The organism is Nocardia altamirensis NBRC 108246, assembly GCF_001612685.1.
GTDB classification, from domain to species: domain Bacteria; phylum Actinomycetota; class Actinomycetes; order Mycobacteriales; family Mycobacteriaceae; genus Nocardia; species Nocardia altamirensis.
In genome coordinates, this window is sequence record NZ_BDAY01000071.1 from 1 (window position 1) to 23,067 (window position 23,067).

Annotated in this window: 20 protein-coding genes; 11 read left to right on the forward strand and 9 right to left on the reverse strand. The window is 67.3% G+C overall.

Annotated features, from left to right (window positions below; all coding sequences use genetic code 11):
- The first annotated feature begins 192 nt into the window (after nt 1-192).
- The 6 genes from NA11_RS31890 to NA11_RS31915 all read left to right on the forward strand — a co-directional run bounded on the left by NA11_RS31890 (nt 193) and on the right by NA11_RS31915 (nt 5,031).
- The gene (locus NA11_RS31890; protein WP_069165761.1) at nt 193-1,179 is read left to right on the forward strand and encodes a hypothetical protein; all 987 of its coding nucleotides are present in this window, start codon (nt 193-195) and stop codon (nt 1,177-1,179) included.
- Entirely contained in the window at nt 1,176-1,979 is an 804-nt protein-coding gene (locus tag NA11_RS31895) for an alpha/beta fold hydrolase (RefSeq protein ID WP_069165762.1), read from the forward strand. The genes NA11_RS31890 and NA11_RS31895 overlap by 4 nt, the downstream gene beginning before the upstream one ends.
- Nucleotides 1,976-2,392, forward strand: a complete 417-nt coding sequence (locus tag NA11_RS31900) for a hypothetical protein (RefSeq protein ID WP_069165763.1) — start codon at nt 1,976-1,978, stop codon at nt 2,390-2,392. Before NA11_RS31895 ends, NA11_RS31900 begins: the two co-directional genes overlap by 4 nt.
- A 7-nt stretch (nt 2,393-2,399) precedes the next feature.
- Nucleotides 2,400-2,810, forward strand: a complete 411-nt coding sequence (locus NA11_RS31905; protein WP_069165764.1) for a polysaccharide biosynthesis C-terminal domain-containing protein — start codon at nt 2,400-2,402, stop codon at nt 2,808-2,810.
- Entirely contained in the window at nt 2,807-4,000 is a 1,194-nt protein-coding gene (locus tag NA11_RS45120) for a hypothetical protein (protein WP_069165765.1), read from the forward strand. Before NA11_RS31905 ends, NA11_RS45120 begins: the two co-directional genes overlap by 4 nt.
- Nucleotides 4,001-4,071: 71 nt before the next feature.
- The gene (locus NA11_RS31915; RefSeq protein ID WP_069165766.1) at nt 4,072-5,031 is read left to right on the forward strand and encodes a DMT family transporter; all 960 of its coding nucleotides are present in this window, start codon (nt 4,072-4,074) and stop codon (nt 5,029-5,031) included.
- Between the two features lie 26 nt (nt 5,032-5,057).
- Here NA11_RS31915 and NA11_RS31920 read toward each other — a convergent pair whose 3' ends face one another.
- The 3 genes from NA11_RS31920 to NA11_RS31930 form a co-directional block, all read right to left on the reverse strand.
- Complete coding sequence (locus NA11_RS31920) at nt 5,058-7,871, reverse strand: hypothetical protein (protein WP_069165767.1); 2,814 nt, start codon at nt 7,869-7,871, stop codon at nt 5,058-5,060.
- Nucleotides 7,871-9,667: an HSP90 family protein gene (locus NA11_RS31925; RefSeq protein ID WP_069165768.1), complete on the reverse strand. Its 1,797-nt coding sequence runs from the start codon at nt 9,665-9,667 to the stop codon at nt 7,871-7,873. The genes NA11_RS31920 and NA11_RS31925 overlap by 1 nt, the downstream gene beginning before the upstream one ends.
- A 160-nt stretch (nt 9,668-9,827) precedes the next feature.
- Nucleotides 9,828-10,136 carry a hypothetical protein gene (locus NA11_RS31930; protein WP_069165815.1) on the reverse strand — a complete coding sequence of 103 codons (309 nt, stop codon included), beginning with the start codon at nt 10,134-10,136 and terminating at the stop codon, nt 9,828-9,830.
- 481 nt (nt 10,137-10,617) lie between these two features.
- Between NA11_RS31930 and NA11_RS31935 the strand changes: the two genes are divergently transcribed.
- The 5 genes from NA11_RS31935 (at nt 10,618) to NA11_RS31955 (ending at nt 17,228) form a co-directional block, all read left to right on the forward strand.
- On the forward strand, nt 10,618-11,958 hold the full coding sequence (locus NA11_RS31935) for an MFS transporter (RefSeq protein WP_069165769.1): 1,341 nt from the start codon (nt 10,618-10,620) through the stop codon (nt 11,956-11,958).
- A gap of 65 nt (nt 11,959-12,023) precedes the next feature.
- On the forward strand, nt 12,024-12,365 hold the full coding sequence (locus NA11_RS31940) for a hypothetical protein (protein WP_069165770.1): 342 nt from the start codon (nt 12,024-12,026) through the stop codon (nt 12,363-12,365).
- 107 nt (nt 12,366-12,472) lie between these two features.
- Entirely contained in the window at nt 12,473-13,984 is a 1,512-nt protein-coding gene (locus tag NA11_RS31945) for a hypothetical protein (RefSeq protein ID WP_141717948.1), read from the forward strand.
- Between the two features lie 176 nt (nt 13,985-14,160).
- On the forward strand, nt 14,161-15,069 hold the full coding sequence (locus tag NA11_RS31950) for a LuxR C-terminal-related transcriptional regulator (protein ID WP_069165772.1): 909 nt from the start codon (nt 14,161-14,163) through the stop codon (nt 15,067-15,069).
- Complete coding sequence (locus NA11_RS31955) at nt 15,066-17,228, forward strand: MMPL family transporter (protein WP_167837772.1); 2,163 nt, start codon at nt 15,066-15,068, stop codon at nt 17,226-17,228. The genes NA11_RS31950 and NA11_RS31955 overlap by 4 nt, the downstream gene beginning before the upstream one ends.
- Here the strand turns inward: NA11_RS31955 and NA11_RS31960 are convergent.
- From NA11_RS31960 to NA11_RS31985, 6 genes are all read right to left on the reverse strand, one after another.
- Nucleotides 17,204-18,055: an alpha/beta fold hydrolase gene (locus tag NA11_RS31960; RefSeq protein ID WP_141717949.1), complete on the reverse strand. Its 852-nt coding sequence runs from the start codon at nt 18,053-18,055 to the stop codon at nt 17,204-17,206. The genes NA11_RS31955 and NA11_RS31960 overlap by 25 nt on opposite strands.
- 9 nt (nt 18,056-18,064) lie before the next feature.
- Nucleotides 18,065-18,580 (reverse strand): methyltransferase family protein, encoded by a 516-nt coding sequence (locus tag NA11_RS31965; RefSeq protein WP_084655237.1) that lies wholly within the window; start codon nt 18,578-18,580, stop codon nt 18,065-18,067.
- A 69-nt stretch (nt 18,581-18,649) separates the two neighbouring features.
- Nucleotides 18,650-19,789: an FAD-dependent oxidoreductase gene (locus tag NA11_RS31970; RefSeq protein WP_069165774.1), complete on the reverse strand. Its 1,140-nt coding sequence runs from the start codon at nt 19,787-19,789 to the stop codon at nt 18,650-18,652.
- Complete coding sequence (locus tag NA11_RS31975; RefSeq protein WP_069165775.1) at nt 19,789-20,793, reverse strand: 3-oxoacyl-ACP synthase III family protein; 1,005 nt, start codon at nt 20,791-20,793, stop codon at nt 19,789-19,791. The genes NA11_RS31970 and NA11_RS31975 overlap by 1 nt, the downstream gene beginning before the upstream one ends.
- Entirely contained in the window at nt 20,772-21,290 is a 519-nt protein-coding gene (locus NA11_RS31980) for a methyltransferase family protein (RefSeq protein ID WP_245746322.1), read from the reverse strand. The genes NA11_RS31975 and NA11_RS31980 overlap by 22 nt, the downstream gene beginning before the upstream one ends.
- A gap of 5 nt (nt 21,291-21,295) precedes the next feature.
- The gene (locus NA11_RS31985) at nt 21,296-23,005 is read right to left on the reverse strand and encodes an AMP-binding protein (protein ID WP_069165777.1); all 1,710 of its coding nucleotides are present in this window, start codon (nt 23,003-23,005) and stop codon (nt 21,296-21,298) included.
- Nucleotides 23,006-23,067: the final 62 nt, after the last annotated feature.

A 23,067-nucleotide genomic window follows, 5' to 3' on the forward strand; every position in this document is an offset into this window, starting at 1 on the left:
CGAGGAGGGGGTGGGTTCGGGGAATGGGGTGGATTTTTTTGGGGGGAAGGGGAATTGGTGTCGGCTGAATGGCTGATACCCCGAGGTTGTGTGGAGGGATAGGGTGCTTTTTCTACCGGCTGCGCGAGAATAGATCTGAGCGAGCGCGGTTGCCCGTTGTCGGTTGTTGCGGCCGCTGTCGTCGGAGTTTGCATGAACGTCTGGGTGTGGGTGGCAACCTGGGCGTCGGTCGTATTGGCAGTCGCGATACTGGGTCCGCTCGGTGCACAGTTCGTGTTGCGCCGGGAGAGGCGGCGGGCGATGCGGTTGGCAAGGGGCGCTTCTACGCAGCGGCGGTTGCCGGGACTGTTGCGGTGGGCGGTGCCGGTGTCTGTCGTTGTCGGGGTCAGCGCGGTCACTGTTTTCGGGGCGGTGTCGGCGCGGGCGCTGCTGGTTCGTGATCTCGAGGGTCGGGGGCGGGGTGGGCTGGCCGAGGTGCTGTGGCAGTTGCTGTTGTTTGCGGGTCTTGCCGGGGTGATCGCTTTTCTGGTCGTTGAATTCGTGAAGCATCAGACGCCATTGCGTGCGCTGGTGCATCGGGCTGCGGTCGAGCGGTTTTTCGGGGGCGATATCAATGTGCTGAATGAGCGGTTGCTGGAGCAGATGCATCAGCCGACGCCGAATGTCGAACGTTCGACTGCCAAGGGGTCGCCCAGCTACCTCAGTTACGGGTCGACGTCTCGACAATTGACGGGCCAGCTGACGGAATCGCTGCGGCATTTCGCGGAGTTCCTTGCGGACATATCGATTTCGGAGGGTTTGCGGGACGCACTGACTTTCGCGACGATCGGTGATCGGCGCATCGCGTCGGATCTCGTTCCCGTGCCAAGCGCATCGCTCGGCCTCGAGATCGTCACGCCGCCGGACAGTTCGAGCCCGAGTCCCGCCGAGGCGGTGTATGAGCATATCGAGCGCAGGCTCGACATCTTTCAGATCCAGGTCGAGAACCTTTGGCGGCGGGTGCTGCGGACGATGGCGGCGGGGTGGGCGGGTCTGCTCGCCGCGCTTGGTGCGTCCGTAACCCAGTCGGGCGCAGCCGAAGTGCTGATGGCGACGATCGGCGGGGTGGTGATCGGTGGCCCGGCCGCCTGGTTGGCGCGAGATCTCGCTCGGCTGATCGAACGCAGGGGTGCGTTGTGAGTTACGACCTGCTGCTTACCTTGCGGACCGCCGACCGTGGCGGACCGTGCAGGCAGCGGGTCCATGCGGAACTCGCGCCCGAGACGGGACGGCCGATGTTGTTGTTCGTGCACGGGTTCAATGTGGATCGGGAACACGCACTGCGCCAATGGCATTCGCTGGCGCGGTTCATCGCGCCGGATCCGATGGTGCAGCGCGGGCCCTTCTTGTGGCCGAGCGATCTGCATTGGATGCGGTCCATCGCGCGCTTCACCTATCCGGCCGTGGTGGATCGAGCCAGAGAGTGTGGCCGGTTGCTCGGCGACTATCTGGATCAACGGCGCGGCCATCCGTGCATCCTGATCGGGCACTCGCTCGGTGCTCTGGTAGCGCTCGCGGCGGCGGATTGGTATCGCGGTGACGAGTCTGTTCTGCGGGGGCTCGGCCTGGCCGGCGCCGCGGTCGCGGTGTCGGAGATGGCGTGGAAGAAGGGGCAATACGGTCGCAAGCTGGCGGACGTCGAGGGTGTCGGCTTCAGCCCGCGCGATCCGGTGCTCAAACGCCCGTTCGGCGTAGGCGACTGGTTGTACGCGCCGTGGACGCCACGGAGCGAGGCAGTCGGGTTGCGTGGCGCGCCTGCGGACCGGGTGTGGCATCGGCAGAACTTCGAGATCGATCACCACGCGCATTGGCGCGAACCGGCGTTCGGCGCCTTCACGGCGGTTCTGCTCGGCGACTGGGCGCAGCGCAAACCCCGTGCGGCGCAATCTCCCCCGGAGCGAAACATCCGTACTCGACCGAGTGGAAGGGACCACGAATGAGCAGCGACGTAACGGCGATCCGCGACGCGATTCACGACTACAAGGCGGGACACAACCCGAAGTTGGACTCGTTCTTCTACAACGGCGGGACGGTCGTCGCGCTCGCGGCGAGCATCGTCGCGACCACGCTGCCGTGGTCGGGGGACCTGCAGTGGATCCCGCGGGCGCTCACGGCGGTGGCCGCGATCATCATCGGCTCCGAGCGTGCGCTCGGGTTCGGTGAGCGCTGGCGGTTCCACCTCGGCCGCTACGGTGCGGCGCGATCGCTCGAAATCCGCCTGGCCCGTGCCGGTGTGTTGGAGCCCGCGGACGAGGCCAAGGAGATCTCGGCGATCGTGCACGAGCTCGGGGAATTGCTGCGTAATGACCGGGTGCCCGGTGGTCAACTGGATATTCCGCGCAGAGAAGGGTGACGAGCGAATGTACATAGCGGCACTGGATGAGTCGACAGACGACCGCGGACTGAGTTTCTCGATCCTGTTTCCGCACCTGGCGCGGATCGGCCGGATTCGCGACGTGCACATCGGCGAGATCCGCCCTGGCAAGGTTCGCGGTAACCACTATCACGCGATCCGTCAGGAGATCGTCGCTGTCATCGCGCGCGGCCGCTGGTCGCTACATTGGGATACCGGCGCGGAAACTCCCACGCACACGCGCACATTCGAAGCGGGTGCGATTGTCGTTGTCCCGCCGCGCAATTGGTCGCACGCGGTACGGAATGACGGTACTGAATCGCTCTGGATAGTCGCGGCGAGCGATCAGGTCTACGACCGGCACGAGTCGGATCCGGTGGCCCGCGACGCAATTCATCGGATGGTGGTGCAACCGTGACAGCGGAGACTTTTCGCACGTTCTGTCATATCAACGAGTACGGCATCGACGGCTTCGAGAAGCTGCACCGAATGGTGGCGACGAGTTCGCCGCTGGTGCTGTGGGGTCCGTCGAGCCGGATGATCGCGTCGATCCACTGTCGCATCCAACCGCACAATTTCCTGGGACTGGTCGACAGCGGCGACATCAAAATCATTTGCCGGGAGTGGTGGCTGGACCGAGCGTCGCGCGATCGGCACGACTGGTCGGGGGCCAAGTGGACGCCGGGCTTCGACGATGCACTCGCCAAGTTCGCGACCGAGGACAGCCCGCTACCCGAAGAGCAACGGCGAGTATCGATCATCAGTGGTGAGGGCGGCGACACCTGGGCTCCCGAGTACGTCGAGCGAAGTCCCGAGTTGGCCGATGCGATTTTCCGATCGCTCACGGCGTCGGACGCGCATCTTCGTTATCCGCGTGGGGTAGTGGAAAAGGCGGATCGCCACCGTGCCGACCGGCGCAAGTTCGTCGCGACGGTCGTCCGCGATACCTACAATCACGATGCGGCCCTGGCTGACTCGGGAACGAAGACACCATTCCTGCTGGCGCCGAAGGAATCCGCATTCCAGCAACTGCTGGAACACGTGCGAGCCGAGTCGCCGGTGGAGTTCCCCGAGTACCCTCGGGTGCCGTCGATGACGCCGAGCGAGCTCGCTGCGCTGACCGCCGAGGTGCTGCAGGTTCTTCGCCATCTCGAGGACGGCCGCAGCACCAGCGTTCGCCAGTTCATGAAGCACGACGGGCAGCAGCTGATCGCGGCATGGATGAATCAGTTCTGCCACGACCTGGAACAGGCGGGCGGCCGATTCAAGGCGGGCGACGTCGTCGCGCGGCTGCGTCGCGATTTCGACAACAATGTGGCCGAACCCGCGGGTGAAATCGAAACTCCGGAGGTCGTCGGACGAATCGCGGAGCTGACGCTGGACGCCGCCGACATGGTCGGCAGTGACCAGTTGCTGCAGGTGTTCGGTGGGTTCGGCATCGCGGCATCGGCGCTGCCGCTCGGCACCGAGTTGGCGCGGCGAGTCGGTCTGCTACCGAAACGCTATGAGGGCCCATGCAAGTGGGCGTTCGCGTACGCCTACGGCAAAGTGACCGCCAGCAACGCACGTCGTCGGGAACTACGGCACACCTTCGACCGGCTGACGTAGGCGGACTCGCAGCGTCAGGAGCCCGCCGAAAAGCATTCGCCAAGCGAGAACAACCATGCCAGGGTCATGGGATGACTGGGCAACGGGCGGCGGTCCCTGCCGAATCGGCCGCATCCGGAGCCGCGACGATCGGCATAACCGTTGGTGCACTGGCAGTTTCGACAACCGGAGTGTTCGTCGCGCTGGCGCAGGCGCCGACCGTGGTCTCGACGTTCTATCGCTGCGCGCTGGCCGTCCCGGTGCTCGTCGCCGTCGCCTGGTGGGAGAGTCGCCGCAATGGGCTGCTCGACCGGCGGGAGGCGTGGCTGGCGATCGCGTGCGGTGTGTTCTTCGCCGCGGACATGTTTCTCTGGGGCACAGCAGTGCTCGAAGCCGGGGCCGGGCTGACGACCGTCTTGGTGAATGTGCAGGTAGTCGTGGTGCCGCTGGTTGCGTACCTGGTGGATCGCGAGCTGCCGGGTCGGCGGATGGCATTCGCGCTGCCGGTGATGCTCGTCGGCCTCATCGCGGCGAGCGGCGTGCTGCAACAGGGCACGACCGGGCACAACCCCATGCTCGGCGCCGTCCACGCGATACTGGCAGGCGTCTGCTATTCCGGCTTCCTGTTCCTGCTGCGCCGCAGCGGCAGGCAGCGACGCACTATGCAGACCTACGCCATCGCCATCGTCATCCCCGCAGTGGCCGGCCTCGGCTGGAGCCTGCTGCGCGGGCTTTCCTCGACACTGCACGTCGACGGTCCCGCCCTGGGTTGGCTGGCGCTCACCGCCCTGACCGGTCAGGGCATCGGCTGGCTGCTCATCGCCCGCTACTCCCATCGAGTGCCGAGCGGAGTGAACGCCACCCTCCTGCTACTCACCCCGGTCGGTGCCCTGCTGCTCGGCGCGCTGATCCTCGGTGAACGCCCGGCCCTGCTCCAAATAGTCGGCTCCGCACTGATTCTCGCCGCCGCATACGGTGTCTCCGTTCGGCGCGACCCGACGTCCGCCCCGCAGCCGACCTCAGCGGAGGAACCTGCCCCCTCGAGCCGATAGGGCTGTCTCGGCGTGCGGCGGACTCGTCAGCCGAGACGCTCCCTGGCCGTGGCTAGGGCACCGGTCAGCACCTCGTGCACCGGGTCGTCCTCCTCGACTTCGGCAAGCGCCTTCCCGAGTACCTCCGCCGCCTCTGCCGCGCGCTCGAGGTCGAGCAGGATCCGTCCGTGCAGCAGATCCGATGAGGCGGCGTTGTCGGTGGCGTCGATTGTGCGAAACATGGTCGCTGCCTTGGCTGCTCGGTCCAGTGCTGCGTCGGAGCGGTCGGCGGCGTACAGGATTCGGGCCGCGTTCTGGTCCAGTCGGGCTTGATGCCAGGTGAGCAGGTCGGGATCGGGATCGCTCGCCGCCAGGTCGCGCATGGCCTGCTCCGCCGCGTCGAGAGCGGCGACCGCAGCGTCGATTTCCCCGCTCCAGCGCAACGACATCGCCTCGCTGTAGCGGCAGTAGGCGACCCGGACAGGGTCGTCGTCGAGCGCGGCCGCGTCGCCGGCCTGCCGATACCGTTGTGCGGCAAGGGCATCGCGATCGAGGGTGTCGAGCAGGTCTGCGGTCTCGGCGAGCACCTGTGCCGCGGCGCCGTGCTCGTCGTTGGCTCGGTGGAACTCGATGATGTCGTCGTAGATCGCGAGCGCCTGGTCCGGTTCCGCCATGTCGCGGTGCAGGCCCGCGAGCAGCCAGCGGCAGCTCTGCGACTCCTCGGTGCGGCCCAGGGCGTCGAAGGCAGCGACGGCCTCCTCGGCGAGGTCGGCGGCGTCGAGTAGCTGCCCGGTCCGGTGGTAGGCGATGGCCAGATCCCACAGGCAGCGCGGTACTGCCTCGGAGTCCACCGATCTGCCGATCGCGATGGCGGTGAGCAGCTCGTGCACCGCTTCGGCAGGCCGGTCCAGCTGGTTGAGCAGCGAACCACGCAGCCCGTACACCGCGACACGCAGGTGCACCGGCTCAACGGCGCGCAGCGCCGCTGCCGCCTCCTCGACGGCGGTCAGGGCGGACTCGGCGTCACCGCTGTGGCGAAGCAGGGCGCCGAGCCGAAACCCGGCGACCGCGATCATCTTCGGGACTTCCGCGCTGCGATAGGCCGCCAGCGCGGTGCGTGCGGCGCCGATCCCCGCGTCGAGCTGCTCGGCGTTGTAGATGGGTAGGTCCATCTGGCAGGCCGCCACATCGCCGATCAGCACCGGGTCGCCCGACCCTGCTGCGAGGGTCGTCGCCGCGGCCAACAATTCCGCAGTCTCGTCGGCGAGCTCGCCACCCGCCGCGATCTGCAGCGCTTCGACCAGTCGCAGTGTCGACTCGATCTGTTCGGCGCGGTCGGGCCGCTGAATCAGATAGGCATGGGAGGTGCGTACCAGCGCCAATCCCTCATCGACGCGGTCGGTTTCGCACAGATGCAGGCCGAGGTGGCCGAGATTGACTTGACGACCGGTCTCGTCGTCTGCCGTGGCGAAGAGCTCTACGGCCCGCCGTATCAACGCCTCGGTGGACGCAGGGTCATCGGCATCGGCACGCAGCCGAGCACGGAGGGCGGCGGTGCGAGCCAGCAGCGACGCATCCAAAGCGCTGTCGTCGAGCGTGTCGAGTTGTTGCAAAAGTGGTGTGGCCGTCGCGCGTTCGTAGCGATCGTAGGCGTGCTCCGCACGCTCGACGAGCTCGGTGGCGCTCAGCCCGGAAACATCGGCGGCAACGAGCTCCGGCGCGGTGCTCGGCGGCTGATGTTTGGCGGTGGCGGACAGCGGGAGGTGCTCCACAATGCGTTCGCGCGCAATGAGAGTGCGGACAATCTTGCTCTGCTGGTCGGTGCCGTTGCGCCGATCGAACCGCGCGGCGATGTCGAGGGCTTGCTGCGTCAGTTCCGCGCCGAGCGCAGCGGCGGTGTGCTCGGCCGCCGGACGGTCCCCGTGCGCGGGACGGCGAACCACGGCCTCGTCGTGGCCGGCCTCGACAACGGTGCGCAGCAGCAGCGCCGCCGACGCGGCGAACATCATGGCCGCGGACGGACTCGGTGCGCGGTCCAGCCACCCGAGGTGGCGGTCGAGGAGTTCCAGTCCGCGCGAAGGGTTTCCGGACAACGCGCAGAACACGAGGTGCTCGCCGATGTCCGCCAGATCCTGAGGCTTGGTGCGCAGGATCCGGTAGGCCCTGCGATGCGCGTTGCGTGCCTGTTCGTGCTGTCCGGTGCGCAGATAAGGCAGCAGCAGCGTGGTGAGGATGCGCTGCGGTTGTTCCACGCAGGTGAGCTCGCCCGCGAGCAACGGCTCGGCCACGGCGATGGCCTCCGCGTCGCGTCCGTGCTCGACCAGGTAGTCGGCCTTGCTGGAGGGATCGCAGCCCTCGCAGTCCGAGTTGTCGTCTCGCGGTGTCGCGCACCACTTCTCGTACCACTCTTCGGCGGCCGCCCGGTCGCCGATGTGCTCGGCGACCCGGTGCCGATAGGAGTACACCGCCTGCAGGCTCTGCCCCTCCGCGCGATAGCGGTCCTCCATCTGATCCAGCGCGGCCAGCGCCCGATCCTTCGGTACCTCGGGGAATTTGGTCATCGCGTTGACGGCGTGCTTGAAGTACCAGCGCAGCGTGCCAGCCACCCACGGCTCGTACGCCGCCGGGTTCCGGTCGTAGTCGGCAAGACACCGGGCGAACGGAACGAACAGCTTGGCGGGCTGTAAGCCGTGCGTGTACGCACCGACCAAGCTCAACCGGGTGTTGAAGGCGACCTCGGCGTGTTCACCGGCCTCCGCGTGCCGCAGAATCTGCTCCAGCAGAGCGTCTTTGGCGTCACCGTAGGACAGCTCGTTGGCTTCGCCGAGCAGCTGGTACAGGCTGTCTTCGGTCTCGGGCATCAGGACCCCCCGGGATTGTCGTGCACTGCCCAGTCGAGCAGGCCGACGAACGATCGATTGAGCAGTGCGGTGTCCACCGGCCGCAGCGGATGCTGGCCGAGCAGCAGCGACTGGCTGTAGAGCGCCTCGACGGCCATGGTGGCCAGGCGCGGGTCCGCGAGACCGGAGATCCTGCGCACCAGCGGATTACGGTGATTGAGCACCAGCTGCGGTCGGTCCGGGCCGTGGTCGGTGTCGAAGGCGCCGAGCACATCGGACCAGAGGTCGTCGGCGATCGCCCTGGTGGCGCGCAGTTCGGCGCGGTGCTGGGTGTCGCGGTCGAGCAGATACAGCGCGGCCAGCGACGGCGGGTCGAAGGTGCGCAGCGTGACCTCGCAGTCGAGCCGGTCGAGTGCGCGCTGCGCGGTCGCCAGGAACGGCCGCAACGCCAGCTCGACCTCCGGGTCGACCATGTCGAAATGGGTGGCCAGTTCGCTGGTTTCGAGGCGGGTGACGCGGATGTCCGGGTCGATGGCAGGCAACCGCTCGAGTATCTCGGTGAGATACGAGTAGCCGCCGTTCACCAAGCCGAGGCCTTGCGCGTTCGCGACGGCGGCGAGCTGGCGGAACTCCTCCACCGACGGCAGATAGCGGACCGTGTCGAAGCGGCGCCGGAATTCGGCGAGGGGAATCCGGCCGACGTTGGTCTCCACCGGAAGCCAGCGGTCCACCAGGCGCAGCATGTCGTCGTCGTGCAGGGCAAGGGCTTTGACGCCGAGGTCGTGGATGTTGAGGAACTGGGTGAGCCTGGCCGGGTCGGCGACGGACAGCTCGACGAGCCAGTCCCTGACCTGCGCGCCGAGCGCTTCTCTGGTGGACTCCAGCAGGTCGTCCTCGTAGAGCGCCTCGCGGCTTGCGGTCGGCCGCAACTCCGCGGCGTCGACCACGCAGCGGATGAAGAAGGCCCAGTCGGGGAGCAGCCCGGTGACGCTTTCGGCGATGAGCATGCGCTTGAGGTAGACGCGATGCCCGGCCTTGGCCGCCGGATTCGCGGCCTGGGGCAGCACGAAAGCCACACCGGTGAGACCGGATTCGGCACAGTCCAGGTCGAAACTGTCGAACGGGGTGAAACCGAAGGTGTCCTCGGCATAGCCGGCCAGGGCGGCCGCGCGATCGTGCGGGCTGGCATGCGGCGCCTGCCACGGCAGGTCGGGTTCGGTGACCGTCCGGCCGTCGACGGTGACCTCGAACGGGAGCATGCTGCCGAAGAGGGTGGCCAACTCGGTGACCGTGGTGGCGGTCATCCACTGTTCCATGCCCTGGCGCGGGAGGAGGGTCACCGTGGTGCCCGGCTCAGCGCGCTGGTCGGCCGCGAGCTCGACCTGGTAACGGCCGTCCGCGTAGCCGGTCCAGGCCACCGTCGGTCCGCCGCGCACCGAGCGGGTGAGCACGCGCGCCTCATCGGCGACGAGGAAGCAGGACAGCAGTCCGATACCGAACTGTCCGAGGAACTCGTGCCTGGCGAAGCCGAGGCTGTCGCGCTTGCCGCTGCGGCCGATGGTGGCGAGTAATTCGTGCACCTCGGGCTCGGTCAGCCCAATGCCGCTGTCGTGCACGCGGATACTGCCGTCGCCGGTCCGCGCCGGCGTCTCGATGCGCACCTGAGCGGGCGCGGCGCCGTCCACGGCCCTGCGTGCGGTGATGGCGTCCACCGCGTTCTGCATCAACTCGCGGACGTAGACCCGAGGACTGCCGTAGAGGTGGTGACTCAGCAGATCGACCACCCCGCGCAAGTCGACCCGAAACGCTTGCTCCACCCAAAACCTCCGAACCACTACACCTACGTCGAACACTCTAGCGATACGACAGCTGCGGTTTCCCGCCGTTGGTTATAGGGGCCCTATCTCTGTGGATGAGGGGTCTCGCGCGGAGGTTCGATTGACCAGCGGGGCAACGTCTTCGGAAGGGGGCCCGAACCTAGTTGGTTGCGGCGCTCTGGAGGCGGGACTGCATGCGCTTGGCCAGCAGGATGACGACCTGTTCGCGGATCAGGCCGATCCGGCTTGCGCAGGTGTCCGCCTTGGCGAGGGCGGCATAGTCGTGCACTTTGTCCGGGTCGCTCAGCAACTCGTCGAGTTCCATTCCCGCCCTGGCCTGGTCGAGGGTGAGGGTGCGGCCGGGGAGCCAGCTGAGGCGCCACGCGACGCCTTCGCGATTGGCGGTGCGCGACGCATATTCCGGAGTGCTATCGCTCGTGATCGACCGCTCGCTGACATAGAGCGTCATTTCAACCTCCTCTGTGGCCCGGGAAATCGGTAGGCCGCACAGGCGCGAATCGACGTGCAGGTTCCTGCGAATCTGCAGGTCATGCAGGCTGTCTCGACCCGACTTGGCGGTACCGACCGGTTTGTTGTCCCTGATCAAAGGTAGAAGCGAACGGGCGGATAGCGGTGCGCAGCGCCGCATTCTAAAATCGAGTTGAGGTAAAGTTTGCGGTCCGTCATGGTCCATCACGGGACAATCACGCGCGGATCACATGCGATCACGGTGGTCGGCTCGGTGACGGGAATCGCTCGAGTCGGCGAACTTTCGGCGACCAATCGGGGCGGTCGTGGCCGCTCTGTCGTAGTCGCTGCGGCGTGGAATACGACCTAACGGTCTTCATCCGATGTCTTGATTTCGTACAGTGAGCACGGCATTGCCGTTGTCCCAGTAATGCTTTGGGTGCTGGGCGATTCGATATCTCGGCAGGAGAGGGACCAGGACGATGAGTACCGACGGGGCATTCTCGGCGCGGTTCGCGCGGGTCGTCGCCGCCAGTGTGGCGGGGACGACCATCGAGTTCTACGACTTCTTTCTCTACGGCCTCGCCGCGGCGCTGGTCTTCGACAAGGTGTTCTTCCCGGTCGACGATCCGCTGATCGGTGTGCTGCTTGCGCTGGTCACCTACGCGGTCGGCTTTCTCGCGCGCCCGCTCGGCGGGGTGGTGTTCGGGCACCTGGGCGATCGGCTCGGCCGCCGCCGCACGTTGTCGATCACGCTGATGCTGATGGGCGGCGCGACCGTCGCGATCGGCCTCATCCCCTCGTACGCCACGATCGGTGTCGCGGCGCCGATCCTGCTTGTCCTGCTGCGTCTGACGCAGGGGCTGGCGCTCGGCGGTGAGTGGGGCGGCGCGGTGTTGCTGGTGGCCGAGCACGGATCGCCGGCACGCCGCGGGTTCTGGAGCAGCTGGCCGCAGACCGGTGGGCCGTTGGGGAACCTGCTGGCGACCGGGGTGCTCGCCCTGCTCGGGCTCGGTGTCTCGAATGCCGAGTTCGAACGCTGGGGCTGGCGGATTCCGTTCCTGCTGTCGATAGTCCTTGTCGGCGTGGGCATTTGGCTGCGGCACGCGGTGGAGGAGTCGCCGATATTCGTCGAGGCCAAGCGCAAGGCGGGCAGCGGCGGGCATGCTCCGGTGCGGATCGTGCTGCGGCGGTATCGGAAACAGGTGTTGATGGCGGCGCTCGCCGATGTCGGGGAGAAGGCAACGTACTACACGTTCAGCATCTTCTTGCTCGCCTATCTCACCCGGATCGTGCACGTACCGAAATCGACTGCGCTGACCGCGATTACGATCGCGTCGGTCTTTCAAGCGACCGCGATCGTGGCGGGCGGGGCGCTCGGTGACCGGTACGGGCGGCGGGTGTCGAGCGTGACTCTCGCGGTGTTGACCGGGGTGTGGGCGTTGGCCGCGCTGCCCTTCGTCGACAGCGGCAGCACGGTGCGGATCACCATCGTCATCACCGTCGGGCTGACCCTGCACGGCCTGCTCACCGGGGCGCAGGCGCCGTTCTTCGCCGAACTCTTCCCGAGCGAAATCCGCTATACCGGAGCGTCATTGGGATACCAGCTGGCGACGGTGGTCGGCGGCTCGCTGATCCCGCTCATCGGCGTCGCGTTGCTGCGCCGGTATCCGTCGACTGTGCCCGTCACACTGCTGCTGTGCCTCGCACTGGCCTGCACGGCGGCCGCGTTCCTCTGGGCGGGTGAGACCCGAGGGCGCGATCTGCGTGCGATCGAGTCCGCCGACAGCCCGCAGACCGACCGGAGCCGATCGATTCCCTGATCATGAATCAGCGTATGCACCGGTTTTGATTCGCCTGTCGAGTCGGCTCTGGCAATCTTGTCCAGGTGACCGATTTCAGCGACAGGGGCGGTGTGCTGAGGTACCTGGTGGAGATCTCCGAAGGGGACCGGCTCAGCCCGGTGTGGTGGCAGGTCGCCAACACCGGCGGACCCGCGCAGGTGGCGGCGGCTCTCAAGGAGATGGCGGTGCGCTTGGAGCTCGACCTGCTCTACCACCCGAGCGAGGGCCGTTGCTGGTACCGCTACTCGGTCAGTTGGTCCGACGGCGCGATCCTCGAGGGCTTCGAGGGCGAGATAGATCCGACGGTCATCCCGGACGACCTCCGCGCGCTCGCGCGATCGGTGATCACGGTCACCGTGCGCGAACGCAGGCACCAGGAGGGGTAGCGGGCCTACTTGCGTCCTGGCGGGCGAACTGCCATCCTCGTGCCCATGATCTCTTATGGAAAGGGCGTGCTGCGCCCGGGCCGTTGAGCCCCCGCGAGGCCACGTTCGTGGCCCACGCATTATCTCTTGCCGCTCTGCACGGCCCTGGCCCGTGGCCCCGTGCTGGGCATCCGCTTCCGGACGAACAACCGCGAGAACCCGGCGAATTCGTGCTGCCCAGTGTCGTTTTCGACGGTATCCGGACCCACCACTTCGGGGTGGGCAGCCAACCCGTCGAGGAGTTGGCCGACCAGATCCTCGACCATCTGGACAACCCGGCGCCGCTACTCGACCTCTTCGCTGGCCTGGACGTCGTACGCGTCGCCGACGATCTCCTGCAGGAGTTGCGATCTCGTCAAGTGGCGCGCGAAAAGCTGCGTAGTGCAGCACGATTCGTGGCCGAGAACGCAACTCGGCGCGAAGTCGCCAAACTCGGCATCGTGCTGCTCGGCCTCAGCGGCGACGAACGCGACAGTGAGCTGCTCCACCTGCTGGGGACGCTCGACGAATTCGCGTTGTTCGCCGTGGTCGCGCTGATGAATACCCAACCCGACCGGCACCGTGCCGTCTTCCAGCTGGCACAGCGGCTGGACGGCTGGGGCCGCATTCACGCGGTCGAGCGGCTGGCAGGCTGCACCGACCCGGACATCAAAGCCTGGTTGTTGCGCACCGGCTTTCGCAACGGAGTGATGAACGAATACCTCGCCCACCTCGCCGCCACCACCGGAGGTCTCTATGAAGCGCTGCTCGATGACGTCGACGACGCCTTGCTCACCGGTGCGGCGGGCATTCTGAGAGCGCTGGCTATGGGCGGACCCGCGAACGACATGCACGATTACGACGACGCTGTGCCCGCTATGCATCGGTTCGCGGAGCTCGTCGATGCGGCCGCACCCGATCTCGGGTTGCTCGATGCGGCACTCACCCTGGAGCGGTTCGTGCACACCGAGGAGCTCGACTGGCCGGACGATGAGCCCGCGCGCCTGCGGGAACGGTACAGATCTCTTGTGTCACAGCCACGTTGGCATGACTTGGTGATGAGCGAGCTCACGGCGCACGTCTCGATCGATGGACAGGCAGCGGACGCGAAGGAGCGGAGATTCGAGAATGCGCTCTCCTGTGCGGGGCGACTGCGGGTGAACGCGTTCCCATTTGCCGTTGCGCGGTTAAGGATCGATCCCCACAACGGCTACGTGTGGCAGTGGGCGATACGGTACCGCAGCGGGCCGTTCGAGGAGATCGTCGAGCTCGCCGAGGAACTCCTTCCGCTCGATGACCTGGCGTCGGGGCCATCGGAATCTGTTGGCCTCGGTATCGGTTACGAGGCGGACATGGCCTTGGAGCTGGTGGTGCAAGCACTGCACCATCACCCCGGTCTCGGCGAGCGCCTGGTGCGGGTCGCTCTCGCCAATCGTGTCATCCGTTGTCGCTGGTCGGCTTTGAAGCTTCTCCGCAACTGGCCGACCGACCATGCGGCAGTGCGCGACTGGGTCGCCACCGCCGCCTACCGCGAGCCCAACCCGGATCTACGCACAGCGATGCTGGCGTTCCCGGACAGTGGAGCTGAGCCGGTGACCTGATCGGTGCTGTCGGCGGGCCAGCACGTAAATGGCCCGCCGACAACGCTGTTCGCCTCTTGTAGCAGGTACCTGTCAACCTCGCGGCGGCGGACCGGAGCGGGCGACCGCCGAGTTTACGCTGGGTACGTCCTGCGAATGCGCGGGGGAGTATCGATCGATGACACGGGGTTCGTCCGATGGATATCGCGCTGAACAGCGATGATGCGGCGACGTCTTTCGTCGGCCGCCGGGCCGAACTCGGGATGGTGCGGCATCTGCTCGTCGAGGGCCAGCAGCATGTGCTCGCGGTGGTCGGTCCCGGCGGTGTCGGCAAGAGCCGCCTGGTGAGCGAGGCGGTGCGGATGATTCGCGATCGGTTCGGCTGCGTGCTGTATCTGGATTTCAGCCGCGCGTTCGATCCGGCGCGGGTGTGCGCACCGCTGTTTCGCGGGGAGCACCAGGACGAACTCGGCTTGCTGTTCATGGACAACGCGGATGCGGGCTTCTATCAGATCTGGTCGTTCGTCAACGATGTGGTCGAGGCCAATCCGCACCTGCGTGTGGTGGTGACGAGCCGGGAGCCGATCCGCATTCGCGGCGAGAAGGTGCTGCGGCTGGGTCCGTTGCCGCTGCCTGCGGCCGACGCCGTCCACGAGCCGGATGCGTTGCGCCGCAACCCCGCTGTGGCGTTGTTGACACAGCGGGCCCGCGCGGTGGATCCCGGCTTCGAGCTGACCGAGCAGACGGCGTCGTTCGTCGCGGATCTCTGCGTCAGCCACGGTGGCCTGCCGCTGGCGATCGAGCTGGCCGCCGTTCAACTCGGCCTGTGCGGCATCGTTTCCGGGTCGCTGCCGGCCGCCGCGGTGCCGGCCGAGCCGCGAAAGACGGTGGACAGGACAGCGTTCAGCGACGGACGTGCGCCGTCGTCGACCGTGCTCACCCAGCGCGAATACGAGGTCGCGGACCTGGTGGCGCAGGGGCTCACCAATCACATGATCGGGCGCAAGCTCGGAATCTCGGATCACACGGTTGCCAACCATATGCGGAGCGTCATGCGAAAATTGAACTGCCCGTCCCGGATCCACGTCGCGAGGAGGATGCTGTGAGCTCCGCGCGACAGGATTCCGGAGCGCTGTATCGCCTGGGCTCGTGGTGTGCGCGCCACCCGAAAAAGGTGTTCGCGCTGTGGTTTCTGGTGGTCGTGGCCGCCGGGGTGTGTGCACTGACGAGTGGCGGTGTCTACCGGCAGTATTCGGAGTTGCCCGGTACCGACACCCAGCGCACCGTCGACGTGTTGCGCAAGGATTTCCCGCAGCTCAGCGGGCCGGTGGCCAATCTCGTCTTCGAAGCACGAACCGGTGTCCGGCTGGACGATCCTGCGGTCGCGGATCAGGTGCGCGGGGCGCTGTCGGCGGTCGCCGCGCTACCGCGGGTTGCGTTCGTGGAGAACCCGTTCGGGGGCATCGGCGGCGAACGAAGCGAGCGAGCGGCCGTCGCGCACGTGTTCTTCAAGGGTGATCTTGCCGATATCCGGCTGAGCGATGTCGACGAATTGCGCACGGCAACAGCGCCGCTGGCGGCGGCCGGGGTGACGACGCGGATGGGCGGGATGGTGCCCGGTCTGCTGGATCAACCCGAGAATTCCTACGTCGAAGTGCTCGGCGTGCTTGTCGCGATCGCGATCCTGCTGTTGGCCTTCGGCTCCTACCTGGCCGCGGTGCTGCCGGTCGCCATCACCTTGCCCGCGCTGGCGGTGGCGATGGCCGCGGTACAGGTGGCCGCCGCCTACGTGGAGGTGAACCCGACCGCGCCGATCATGGTGGCCATGCTCGGGCTCGGCGCAGGCATCGACTACGCGTTGTTCGTGGTGACGCGTTATCGCGAGCAACTCGCCGATGGCGCACCGATCGACAGCGCGATCGCGCACGCCGTTGCCACCGCGGGACGCTCGATTCTGTATGCGGGCGGCACCGTCGCGCTCGCGATCAGCGGCGTCTGGCTGTCCGGTGTGCGCTTCATCGGGGTGATCGGCCTCGCCATCGCGGGCGCGGTGCTGATCATGGTCGTCGCCGCGCTGACGCTGCTGCCTGCGGCACTTTCGGTGATCGGTGCGCGCATCGACCGCTATCGGCTGCCGCGCATCCGGCCCGCCGTGTCGTCCGCGTGGTGGCTGCGCTGGGGCAGGCATGTGAACCGGCGCGCGGTGCCGTATGCGATCGGCGGCGTGGCCGCACTGCTGTTGCTGGCCGCTCCCGTTGTCGGACTGCGTTTCTCGGTGATCTCCGACAGCACCGAACCACTGCGCAGCGAGAGCAGGCAGGCCTACGAGGTGATGGCCCGGGAGTTCGGGCCGGGCACCGCGACGGTCTTCCTGGTCGCCGCGAATGCGCCGCAGGGCGAAATCGACCGGGTCAGTACAGAATTGGGACCTGCTCTGAAAGGCACTGCAGGCGTCGCGACCGTCGAAGGCCCGCTGCGTGGCGGCAGTACCGCCGTGTTCCGGGTGGTGCCCACCGGCGCCCCGACGGACGCCTCGACCGCGGAGCTGGTGCATCGGCTGCGGTCCGACGCGATCGCAGGCGTCCGCGATCGGAACCCCGACGCCGAGATCTTCCTGGGCGGCGATGTCACCTCGATGATGGACATGGCCGACGTGATCCGCGCGCGGATGCCTTTGGTGGTCTCCGTCGTGGTCGGGGTGGCGTTGATCCTGTTGATGGTGATGTTCCGCTCGATCGTGGTGCCGCTCAAAGCGGCAATGATGAACCTGCTCTCCATCGGCGCGTCGTACGGTGTTGTCGTCGCGGTCTTCCAATGGGGGTGGGGCCTGCCGCTGGTGGGGCTCGACCAGCCGACGCCCATCATCTTCTTCGTGCCGCTGTTCATGTTCGCGGTGGTCTTCGGGTTGTCGATGGACTACGAGGTGTTCCTGCTGTCCCGGATCAAGGAGGCCTACGACAGCTCAGGGGATCCGGACGAGAGCGTCGTCGCCGGCGTCGCGTCCACCGGCCGATTGATCACCAGCGCCGCACTGATCATGGTGTGCGTGTTCCTGAGCTTTGTGCCGCAACCCAATTCGACGGTGAAGATGATGGCGCTGGCACTGGCGGTCGCGGTGGCGGTCGATGCGACCATCGTCCGGCTCGTCCTCGTCCCCGCGCTGATGAAGCTGTTCGGCCACCGCAACTGGTGGCCAGGCGCAGGGCCGGGCCACCAGGCGGCGAAGGTCACCGGGCAGGGTCAGGAAACGCCGACGCGCGCGTAGAAGTCCCGCAGCGCCCGGTCGACCGGCTCGGTGGCGATGTACCCCAGGAAGTGTTCGCCGCCGGGCACGAACCGGAATTCGGCGCCGGGTCCGATGAGTTCGGCCATCCGGCGGGCCTGGTCCACCGTCACGATGCGACTGCGGTCGCCGCTGAGCAGCAAAGCGGGACAATGGAGTTCGCCCGCCTCGGGCAGATGGTCGAAGAACATCGGCAGCATGCTGTGCTTGAACAGTCTGGGGAACTGCGGAACCTGCTTTGCCCTGGTACGCAGCAGCCGCGGCGGCGCACCGGGGCCGCCGAGGAAGTACCCGAGCAGCAACCGCACCATCGCATCGGGCACCAGCCGTTCGATCGGACGACGGTAGAGCAGTGTGGTGATCGCCTGCATCGGCGGCGGGCGGAGGCGATACCGGTCCGGCAGCACGAGCAGGGCGGCCGAGCGGGCGTGCGCCGGGTAGGCGGCCGCGAAGCGATAGGCGACCGCGCCCGCATCGCTCCACGCGAGCAGATGGGCGGAGTCGAGGCCGAGTGCGTCGAGGACACAGCGCAATTCGCGCACGCGGTCCTCGACGGTGATTCGGCAGGACCGGCTGACGACCGGCTCGTACAGTACGACCTCGTGATCGGCGCTCAGGGCGTCGATGTGCGGTGCGTAGACGAAATTGAGCTCGGGCAGCAGTGGGACGCAGACGATCGGGGTGCCACGGCCGAACGTGGCGACCGGTCGAGTGACGCCGTCGGGGCAGTCGAGCTGCCGCATCGCGCCCGCCAGCCTGCCGGTGTCGCGGTCGACCCGATCGAGCAGCTCGGAAACGGCTTCGGTCATGGTGCTCACCTAACTCGACAGGCCGGGCGCCAGTGTGTCCGCGCGTCCCGGCCGTCGCGGGATCCAGCGGTTGACGTGTGCGCAGTAGTCCAGATACGTCTGCCCGAAACGGGATTTCAGCTCCCGCTCCTCGAACAGCACGTAGACGTGCATCACCACGGTGAGCACCACGGCATAGCCGAGATAGGTCCACGATTCGAGCAGCAGCCCGATGCCGAACGCCAGCAAGGCATTCGCGATATACATCGGGTTTCGCAGATACCGGTACAACCCGGTGGCTACGAACTCTGTGGGCGGATCCATCGGCACCGGCGTGCCTCGGCCGCGCACCGCAAGGGTGAGCGCACAGGCGTAGTTGAGTGCGAATCCGGCGACGGTGACCAGGATTCCGGCGACCCGCACCCCGGTCCCGCCGTCGAAGGTCCGCGCACCGATGAGCAGGATCGCCAGCCACGGCACCAAGGCCAATCCGGCGAGCAGCACAAGCGCGCCGAGTAGATGGGTCTTCACCACTGCGGCCGTCATCGCGGATTCTCCTGTGTCCGTGTGCCGTTGGTCATCGACGTACCCTTTCGTGCGGTTCGGTTCCGCCGGTCAGCGGACGTAGGCCAAGCGTTTGGCGAGTGCCTTCTTCAATGGCGGTGTGCGATCGACCGTCTCGATGAGACGACGGTTGGCCGACAGCGCCGTCTGCTGACTTCCCGCCTTGCCGATCAGGTGGGTGCGGCGGAACACCGGGTTCAGTGCCTTGCGGCGCCGCTTGGCATAGCGCGCGCACGCCTTGTCCAGCGCCGCCGTCCCGTCGGCGGTGGCGACGCCAGCCGCGAGTGCCTCGGCGTCCTGGAATCCGAGGTTCATGCCTTGACCGCCCGCCGGGTGCACGACGTGCGCCGCGTCGCCGAGCGCCACTGCGCCCGGTATCCACCAGCTCTGCCCGATCGATCGGCGCATGTGATAGATATTCGCCTCGCGGAATTCGAGCTGATCGGGATCGAGCACCCGGCAGATACGGGTGGCCCACTCGACGAAGTTCGCCCGGTTGGGGCGCGGCGCGGACGCGGTCGCGAACTGGATCCCGATCCGATGCTGGTCGCCGGGCAGCGGGATCAGCACCAAGAACCCGCTGTCGTCGAGGACGTAGTAGGCACTGTCGCGAAACTCCGGCAGGGCGGGTACACAGACGTTGAAAAGCGAGGTGCCGTACTCGAATACCGTCGGCTTGCCGAAATGCGTGTCCCGCAGCGCGGATCGGCCACCGTTGGCGACAACGGTGAGCGAGGCGTGATACTCGCCTGCCCTGGTCGCCACACCGTGTACCCGGCCGTCGTGGACGAGCAGGTCGGTGGCTCGGGTCCCTGGCACGATCTGCACCAGACCGCTGCGTGTCGCGGCCGCATGCAGCGCTCTGGCGATATCGGCGTGCCGGATCGCGGTGAACCGGTACTGCGGCCCGAGCAGCGCATCGATCTTCATCTCGAACAGCTTCTTGCCGTCGCCGTCGATGATGCGAAACTGGCGCAGGCTCAACGGATCACCGCTGTCGAGGTCCGGGCCGACACCCCAGCCGCGCAACAACGAGATGCCGTCGTGGTGCACCATGTCGCCCCGGTCGATCTCGTCGAAATGCTGCCTGCTCTCCAGGACGATCGACGGCCGCCCGCGCGCCGCGAGCGCGACCGCCGCGGCCAGCCCCGAGGTGCCGCCGCCGACGATCAGCACGGGCTCGGCCGTCATCAGATCACCTCGACGGCCATGGCGCCGAAGGAGAAGCCGAGCCCGAAGGCGAGCAGGATCAACCGGGTGCCCGGCTTGATCTTGCCCTCGTCCCTGGCCAGCGAGAGGTTGATGAGCAGGCTGGACGGGCCCATGTTGCCGTAGTGCACGACGGGCAGCGGCACCGACGCGACATCCCAGCCGAAGCGTTGCGCGCTGAGCTCGAGCAGCTTGGCGTTGGCCTGGTGGGCCAGGAACAGGTCGACATCCTCGGGCTGCCAGCCTGCCTCGGCCATGACCCGGTTCAGCAGGCCGGGCAGCAGCCCGAGTGCGACCGTCGCGAGGCGCTCGCCCTGCATCTCGTAGTAGCTGGTCTCGATGGTGACGCCGGTGTCGTGCTGGACGGTGTTGCGCACGTCGACGACGCCGAGCCGCCAGTGCTTGACGTGGGTCTCCCACTGCAGGCCGTGCACGATGCCCTGAAAGCCGTTGCCGGGGTTGCCGTTCGCCGAGAGCACCACCGCGCCCGCGCCCGAACCGAACAGGCCTGCGGTCTGCGGGTCGGCCTTGTTGATCACCTCGAAGAAGTCGACGGAGGTGGACACGATGGCGCGTTCACAGCGGCCCGCGCGCAGCATGAGCATCGCCATCTCCATGACGGCGATCGGTTCGGCGCAGACGCCGTCGATGCCGAGCGTGCGCACCTTGTTGAGGCCGAGGTGTGCGGCGAGCACGATGGGGGCGGGCGGTGCGAAGTGGGTCTGCCCCATCTGGATGTGGAAAAGCACGGTCTCGGTGCCGATGTCGTCGAGTGCGAGCTCGGCGTCGGTGCAGGCCTTGGTCACCGCGTCGGTGGCGAGGGTGAGCACGTTCTCGTTCTCGCCTGCGACCCGGCGCTCCACGATGCCGGTCCGCTCGACCATCCAATCATCGGGAAGACCAAGCGATTTCGAGACTTCCTGGTTGTCGCTGACCGAGGATCCGATCGAATGACCCAGGCCGGCTACGGTGATGTTCGAGGCCATGATGACCGCCCTTCTTGACGTTGCGGGCGTGGAATCCAGCGCCCGGTACTGAGTCGGTAGCGCCGGTAGGCGGCACCGAAAGTCTGCTCGAGCGCGGTAGTTTCGTACCGGACCCACAGCAGCAGCGCGAGGGTGAGCACGACCGCGTAGCCGAGATAGGTCAGCGAGCCGAGCGCGAGCCCGATGCCGAACACCATCGCGATGGTGCCGGTATCCATGGGATTGCGGGTGTAGCGATAGGGTCCGTCGACGACGAGACGCCGCGGCGGCGAGGTCGGGCACGCGGTGCCGCGGCCGCGCACCGCGAGAACCAGGACGCACGCATAGCCGAGCGCGAATCCCGCAGTCGCCAACACGATTCCGGCGATCTGCACCAGCGGACCCCGGTCGAAGGAGTTGGCGCCGAACACGACGACGGCGAGCGCGGGGAGCAGCACGAGCGCGGGCACGAGCATGGCGAGGCCATAGAGATGGACCTTGATCATCAGGGCATGCATGGTCGTCACGCACCCCGCTGGTCGTCCAGGTAGTCGCCGACCTCGGCGGTGATATTGGCCGCGAGATCGCCCGCGGTGAGCTGACGCCACAGATACCTGCGCCGTGGCTTGCCGCTGGTGGTGCGGGCGATCGTGCCCTGCTCCACCTGGAGCACGCGCAGGGTCACCCGTTCGCCAGCGAGTGTGCGGACCACCCGGAGTACTTGCTCGGGTGGGAGTTTCAGCCGCTCGCACAGCAGCGCGACGGTCGGGGCGCCGCGGTCGGTGCCGAGCAGGACGGTCACCCGGTTCTTCGGCGCGCCCGCGGCCGCGGTGACGGCGGACTCGATGTCCTCGGCGAAGAGCGTCCTGCCGTGCACCTTCATGCTGTCGCCCATCCGGCCGACCAGATAAAGGTCGGCGCCGCAGCGGAATCCGGCGTCGCCGGTGTGGTACCAGTCGTCGTCGAACTGCGTCGTCTCGGTGGGCTCGCCGACGATCGCACGGGTCACCGACGGTCCGCTGATCGCGACCTCGCCGAGGACGTTGTCGCCGACCGGCGTGCCCTCTGGGTCCAGGATCCGCACCTGTGCGGAGTCCAGCGGCGACCCGCAGCTGGACAACCAGGTGTGGGTACCGTCCGGCTCGGGAGCGTGGCCGTTGTCGAGCGTCGCGGAACCGAGTATCCGCACGGCGCCGCCGAGTCGCAGGCTGGTCGGGTCCACGGCGAGCGCGGTGGGCACCGCATCGGTGCGCAGTCCGGTCACCGCGAGCGCGGCCTCGGCAAGGCCGTAGGCGGGCAGCAGTGTCTTCGGATCGAATCCGTGCGGGGCGAGCAGCTCGGTGAACCGGCGCAGCACGTCGAATTCGACCCGCTCGGCGCCGATGATCAGATGCCGCCAGCTCGCGAAGTCCATGCCCGCCAAGGCTTCCGGTGCGACCTTGCGCAGAATCCAGTCCAAGCCGAAGTTCGGCGTCGCCGTGCTCCACACGCCGTCGCGGCCGAAACATTCGAGCCAGCGCAACGGGCGTGCGATGAATTGGACCGGTTGCAGCAGCCGCAGATCGAACTGGTGCACCAGCGCGGGCAGCAGCAACCCGACCAGGCCCATGTCGTGGTGCAGCGGCAGCCAGGATGCGGCGGTGAGGTCGCCGCTCACGTCGAGCCATGACGTGATCAACCGTTGCTGCGCTTCGACATTGGCACCGGTGAGCAGCACGCCGCGGGGCGCGCGGGTGCTGCCCGAGGTGAATTGCAGGAGCGCGAATTCGGCGCTGACCGGGCGGATTTCGGTCGGTACCGGCGCCGAGGCGTCGATCGCGAGCACGGGAGCGTCGAGACCCGCCGCGGTGAGCGCCGCCTTCACGCCGACATGGAAGCGTTCCTCGGCGACGACCACGTCCGGCCGTGCCGCGCCGAGAATGCGGCCGAGGTAGCCGGCATAGTCGCCGCTGATGGTGTGCGTCGGCGGCGCGACCGGCGCCACCGTCGCGCCGACCAGCAGGGTGGCGCAGAAGGCGGCGATGCCTGCCTCGGAGGTGTTCATCACCACGCAGACGCGTCCGTCGCGGCGGGCGCCCGCCGCGACGATCTGCTCGGCGCCGCGCAGGCAGAGCTCGGCGAGCTCGGCGTAAGACACGAAACGCCAGCCGTCGGCGTCGTCGGCGAAACGCACGCCACGATCTTTTCTGGGCTCGCTGACCCATTCGATCAGCCGGGAACTGTTGAGCGACACGAGAGTTGTTCTACCGAGGCGCGAAAGGTGTTGCCTATGACGAGAGTTGGCTAGCGATCTCT

What these genes read in the sequence shown, in the direction of transcription:
- NA11_RS31890 (WP_069165761.1), top strand. Translation starts at nt 193, where the DNA reads ATGAACGTCTGGGTGTGGGTGGCAACCTGGGCGTCGGTCGTATTGGCA.
- NA11_RS31900 (WP_069165763.1), top strand. Translation starts at nt 1,976, where the DNA reads ATGAGCAGCGACGTAACGGCGATCCGCGACGCGATTCACGACTACAAG.
- NA11_RS31905 (WP_069165764.1), top strand. Translation starts at nt 2,400, where the DNA reads ATGTACATAGCGGCACTGGATGAGTCGACAGACGACCGCGGACTGAGT.
- NA11_RS31915 (WP_069165766.1), top strand. Translation starts at nt 4,072, where the DNA reads ATGACTGGGCAACGGGCGGCGGTCCCTGCCGAATCGGCCGCATCCGGA.
- NA11_RS31920 (WP_069165767.1), bottom strand. Translation starts at nt 7,871, where the DNA reads ATGCCCGAGACCGAAGACAGCCTGTACCAGCTGCTCGGCGAAGCCAAC.
- NA11_RS31930 (WP_069165815.1), bottom strand. Translation starts at nt 10,136, where the DNA reads ATGACGCTCTATGTCAGCGAGCGGTCGATCACGAGCGATAGCACTCCG.
- NA11_RS31935 (WP_069165769.1), top strand. Translation starts at nt 10,618, where the DNA reads ATGAGTACCGACGGGGCATTCTCGGCGCGGTTCGCGCGGGTCGTCGCC.
- NA11_RS31950 (WP_069165772.1), top strand. Translation starts at nt 14,161, where the DNA reads ATGGATATCGCGCTGAACAGCGATGATGCGGCGACGTCTTTCGTCGGC.
- NA11_RS31960 (WP_141717949.1), bottom strand. Translation starts at nt 18,055, where the DNA reads ATGACCGAAGCCGTTTCCGAGCTGCTCGATCGGGTCGACCGCGACACC.
- NA11_RS31965 (WP_084655237.1), bottom strand. Translation starts at nt 18,580, where the DNA reads ATGACGGCCGCAGTGGTGAAGACCCATCTACTCGGCGCGCTTGTGCTG.
- NA11_RS31970 (WP_069165774.1), bottom strand. Translation starts at nt 19,789, where the DNA reads ATGACGGCCGAGCCCGTGCTGATCGTCGGCGGCGGCACCTCGGGGCTG.
- NA11_RS31975 (WP_069165775.1), bottom strand. Translation starts at nt 20,793, where the DNA reads ATGGCCTCGAACATCACCGTAGCCGGCCTGGGTCATTCGATCGGATCC.
- NA11_RS31980 (WP_245746322.1), bottom strand. Translation starts at nt 21,290, where the DNA reads ATGCATGCCCTGATGATCAAGGTCCATCTCTATGGCCTCGCCATGCTC.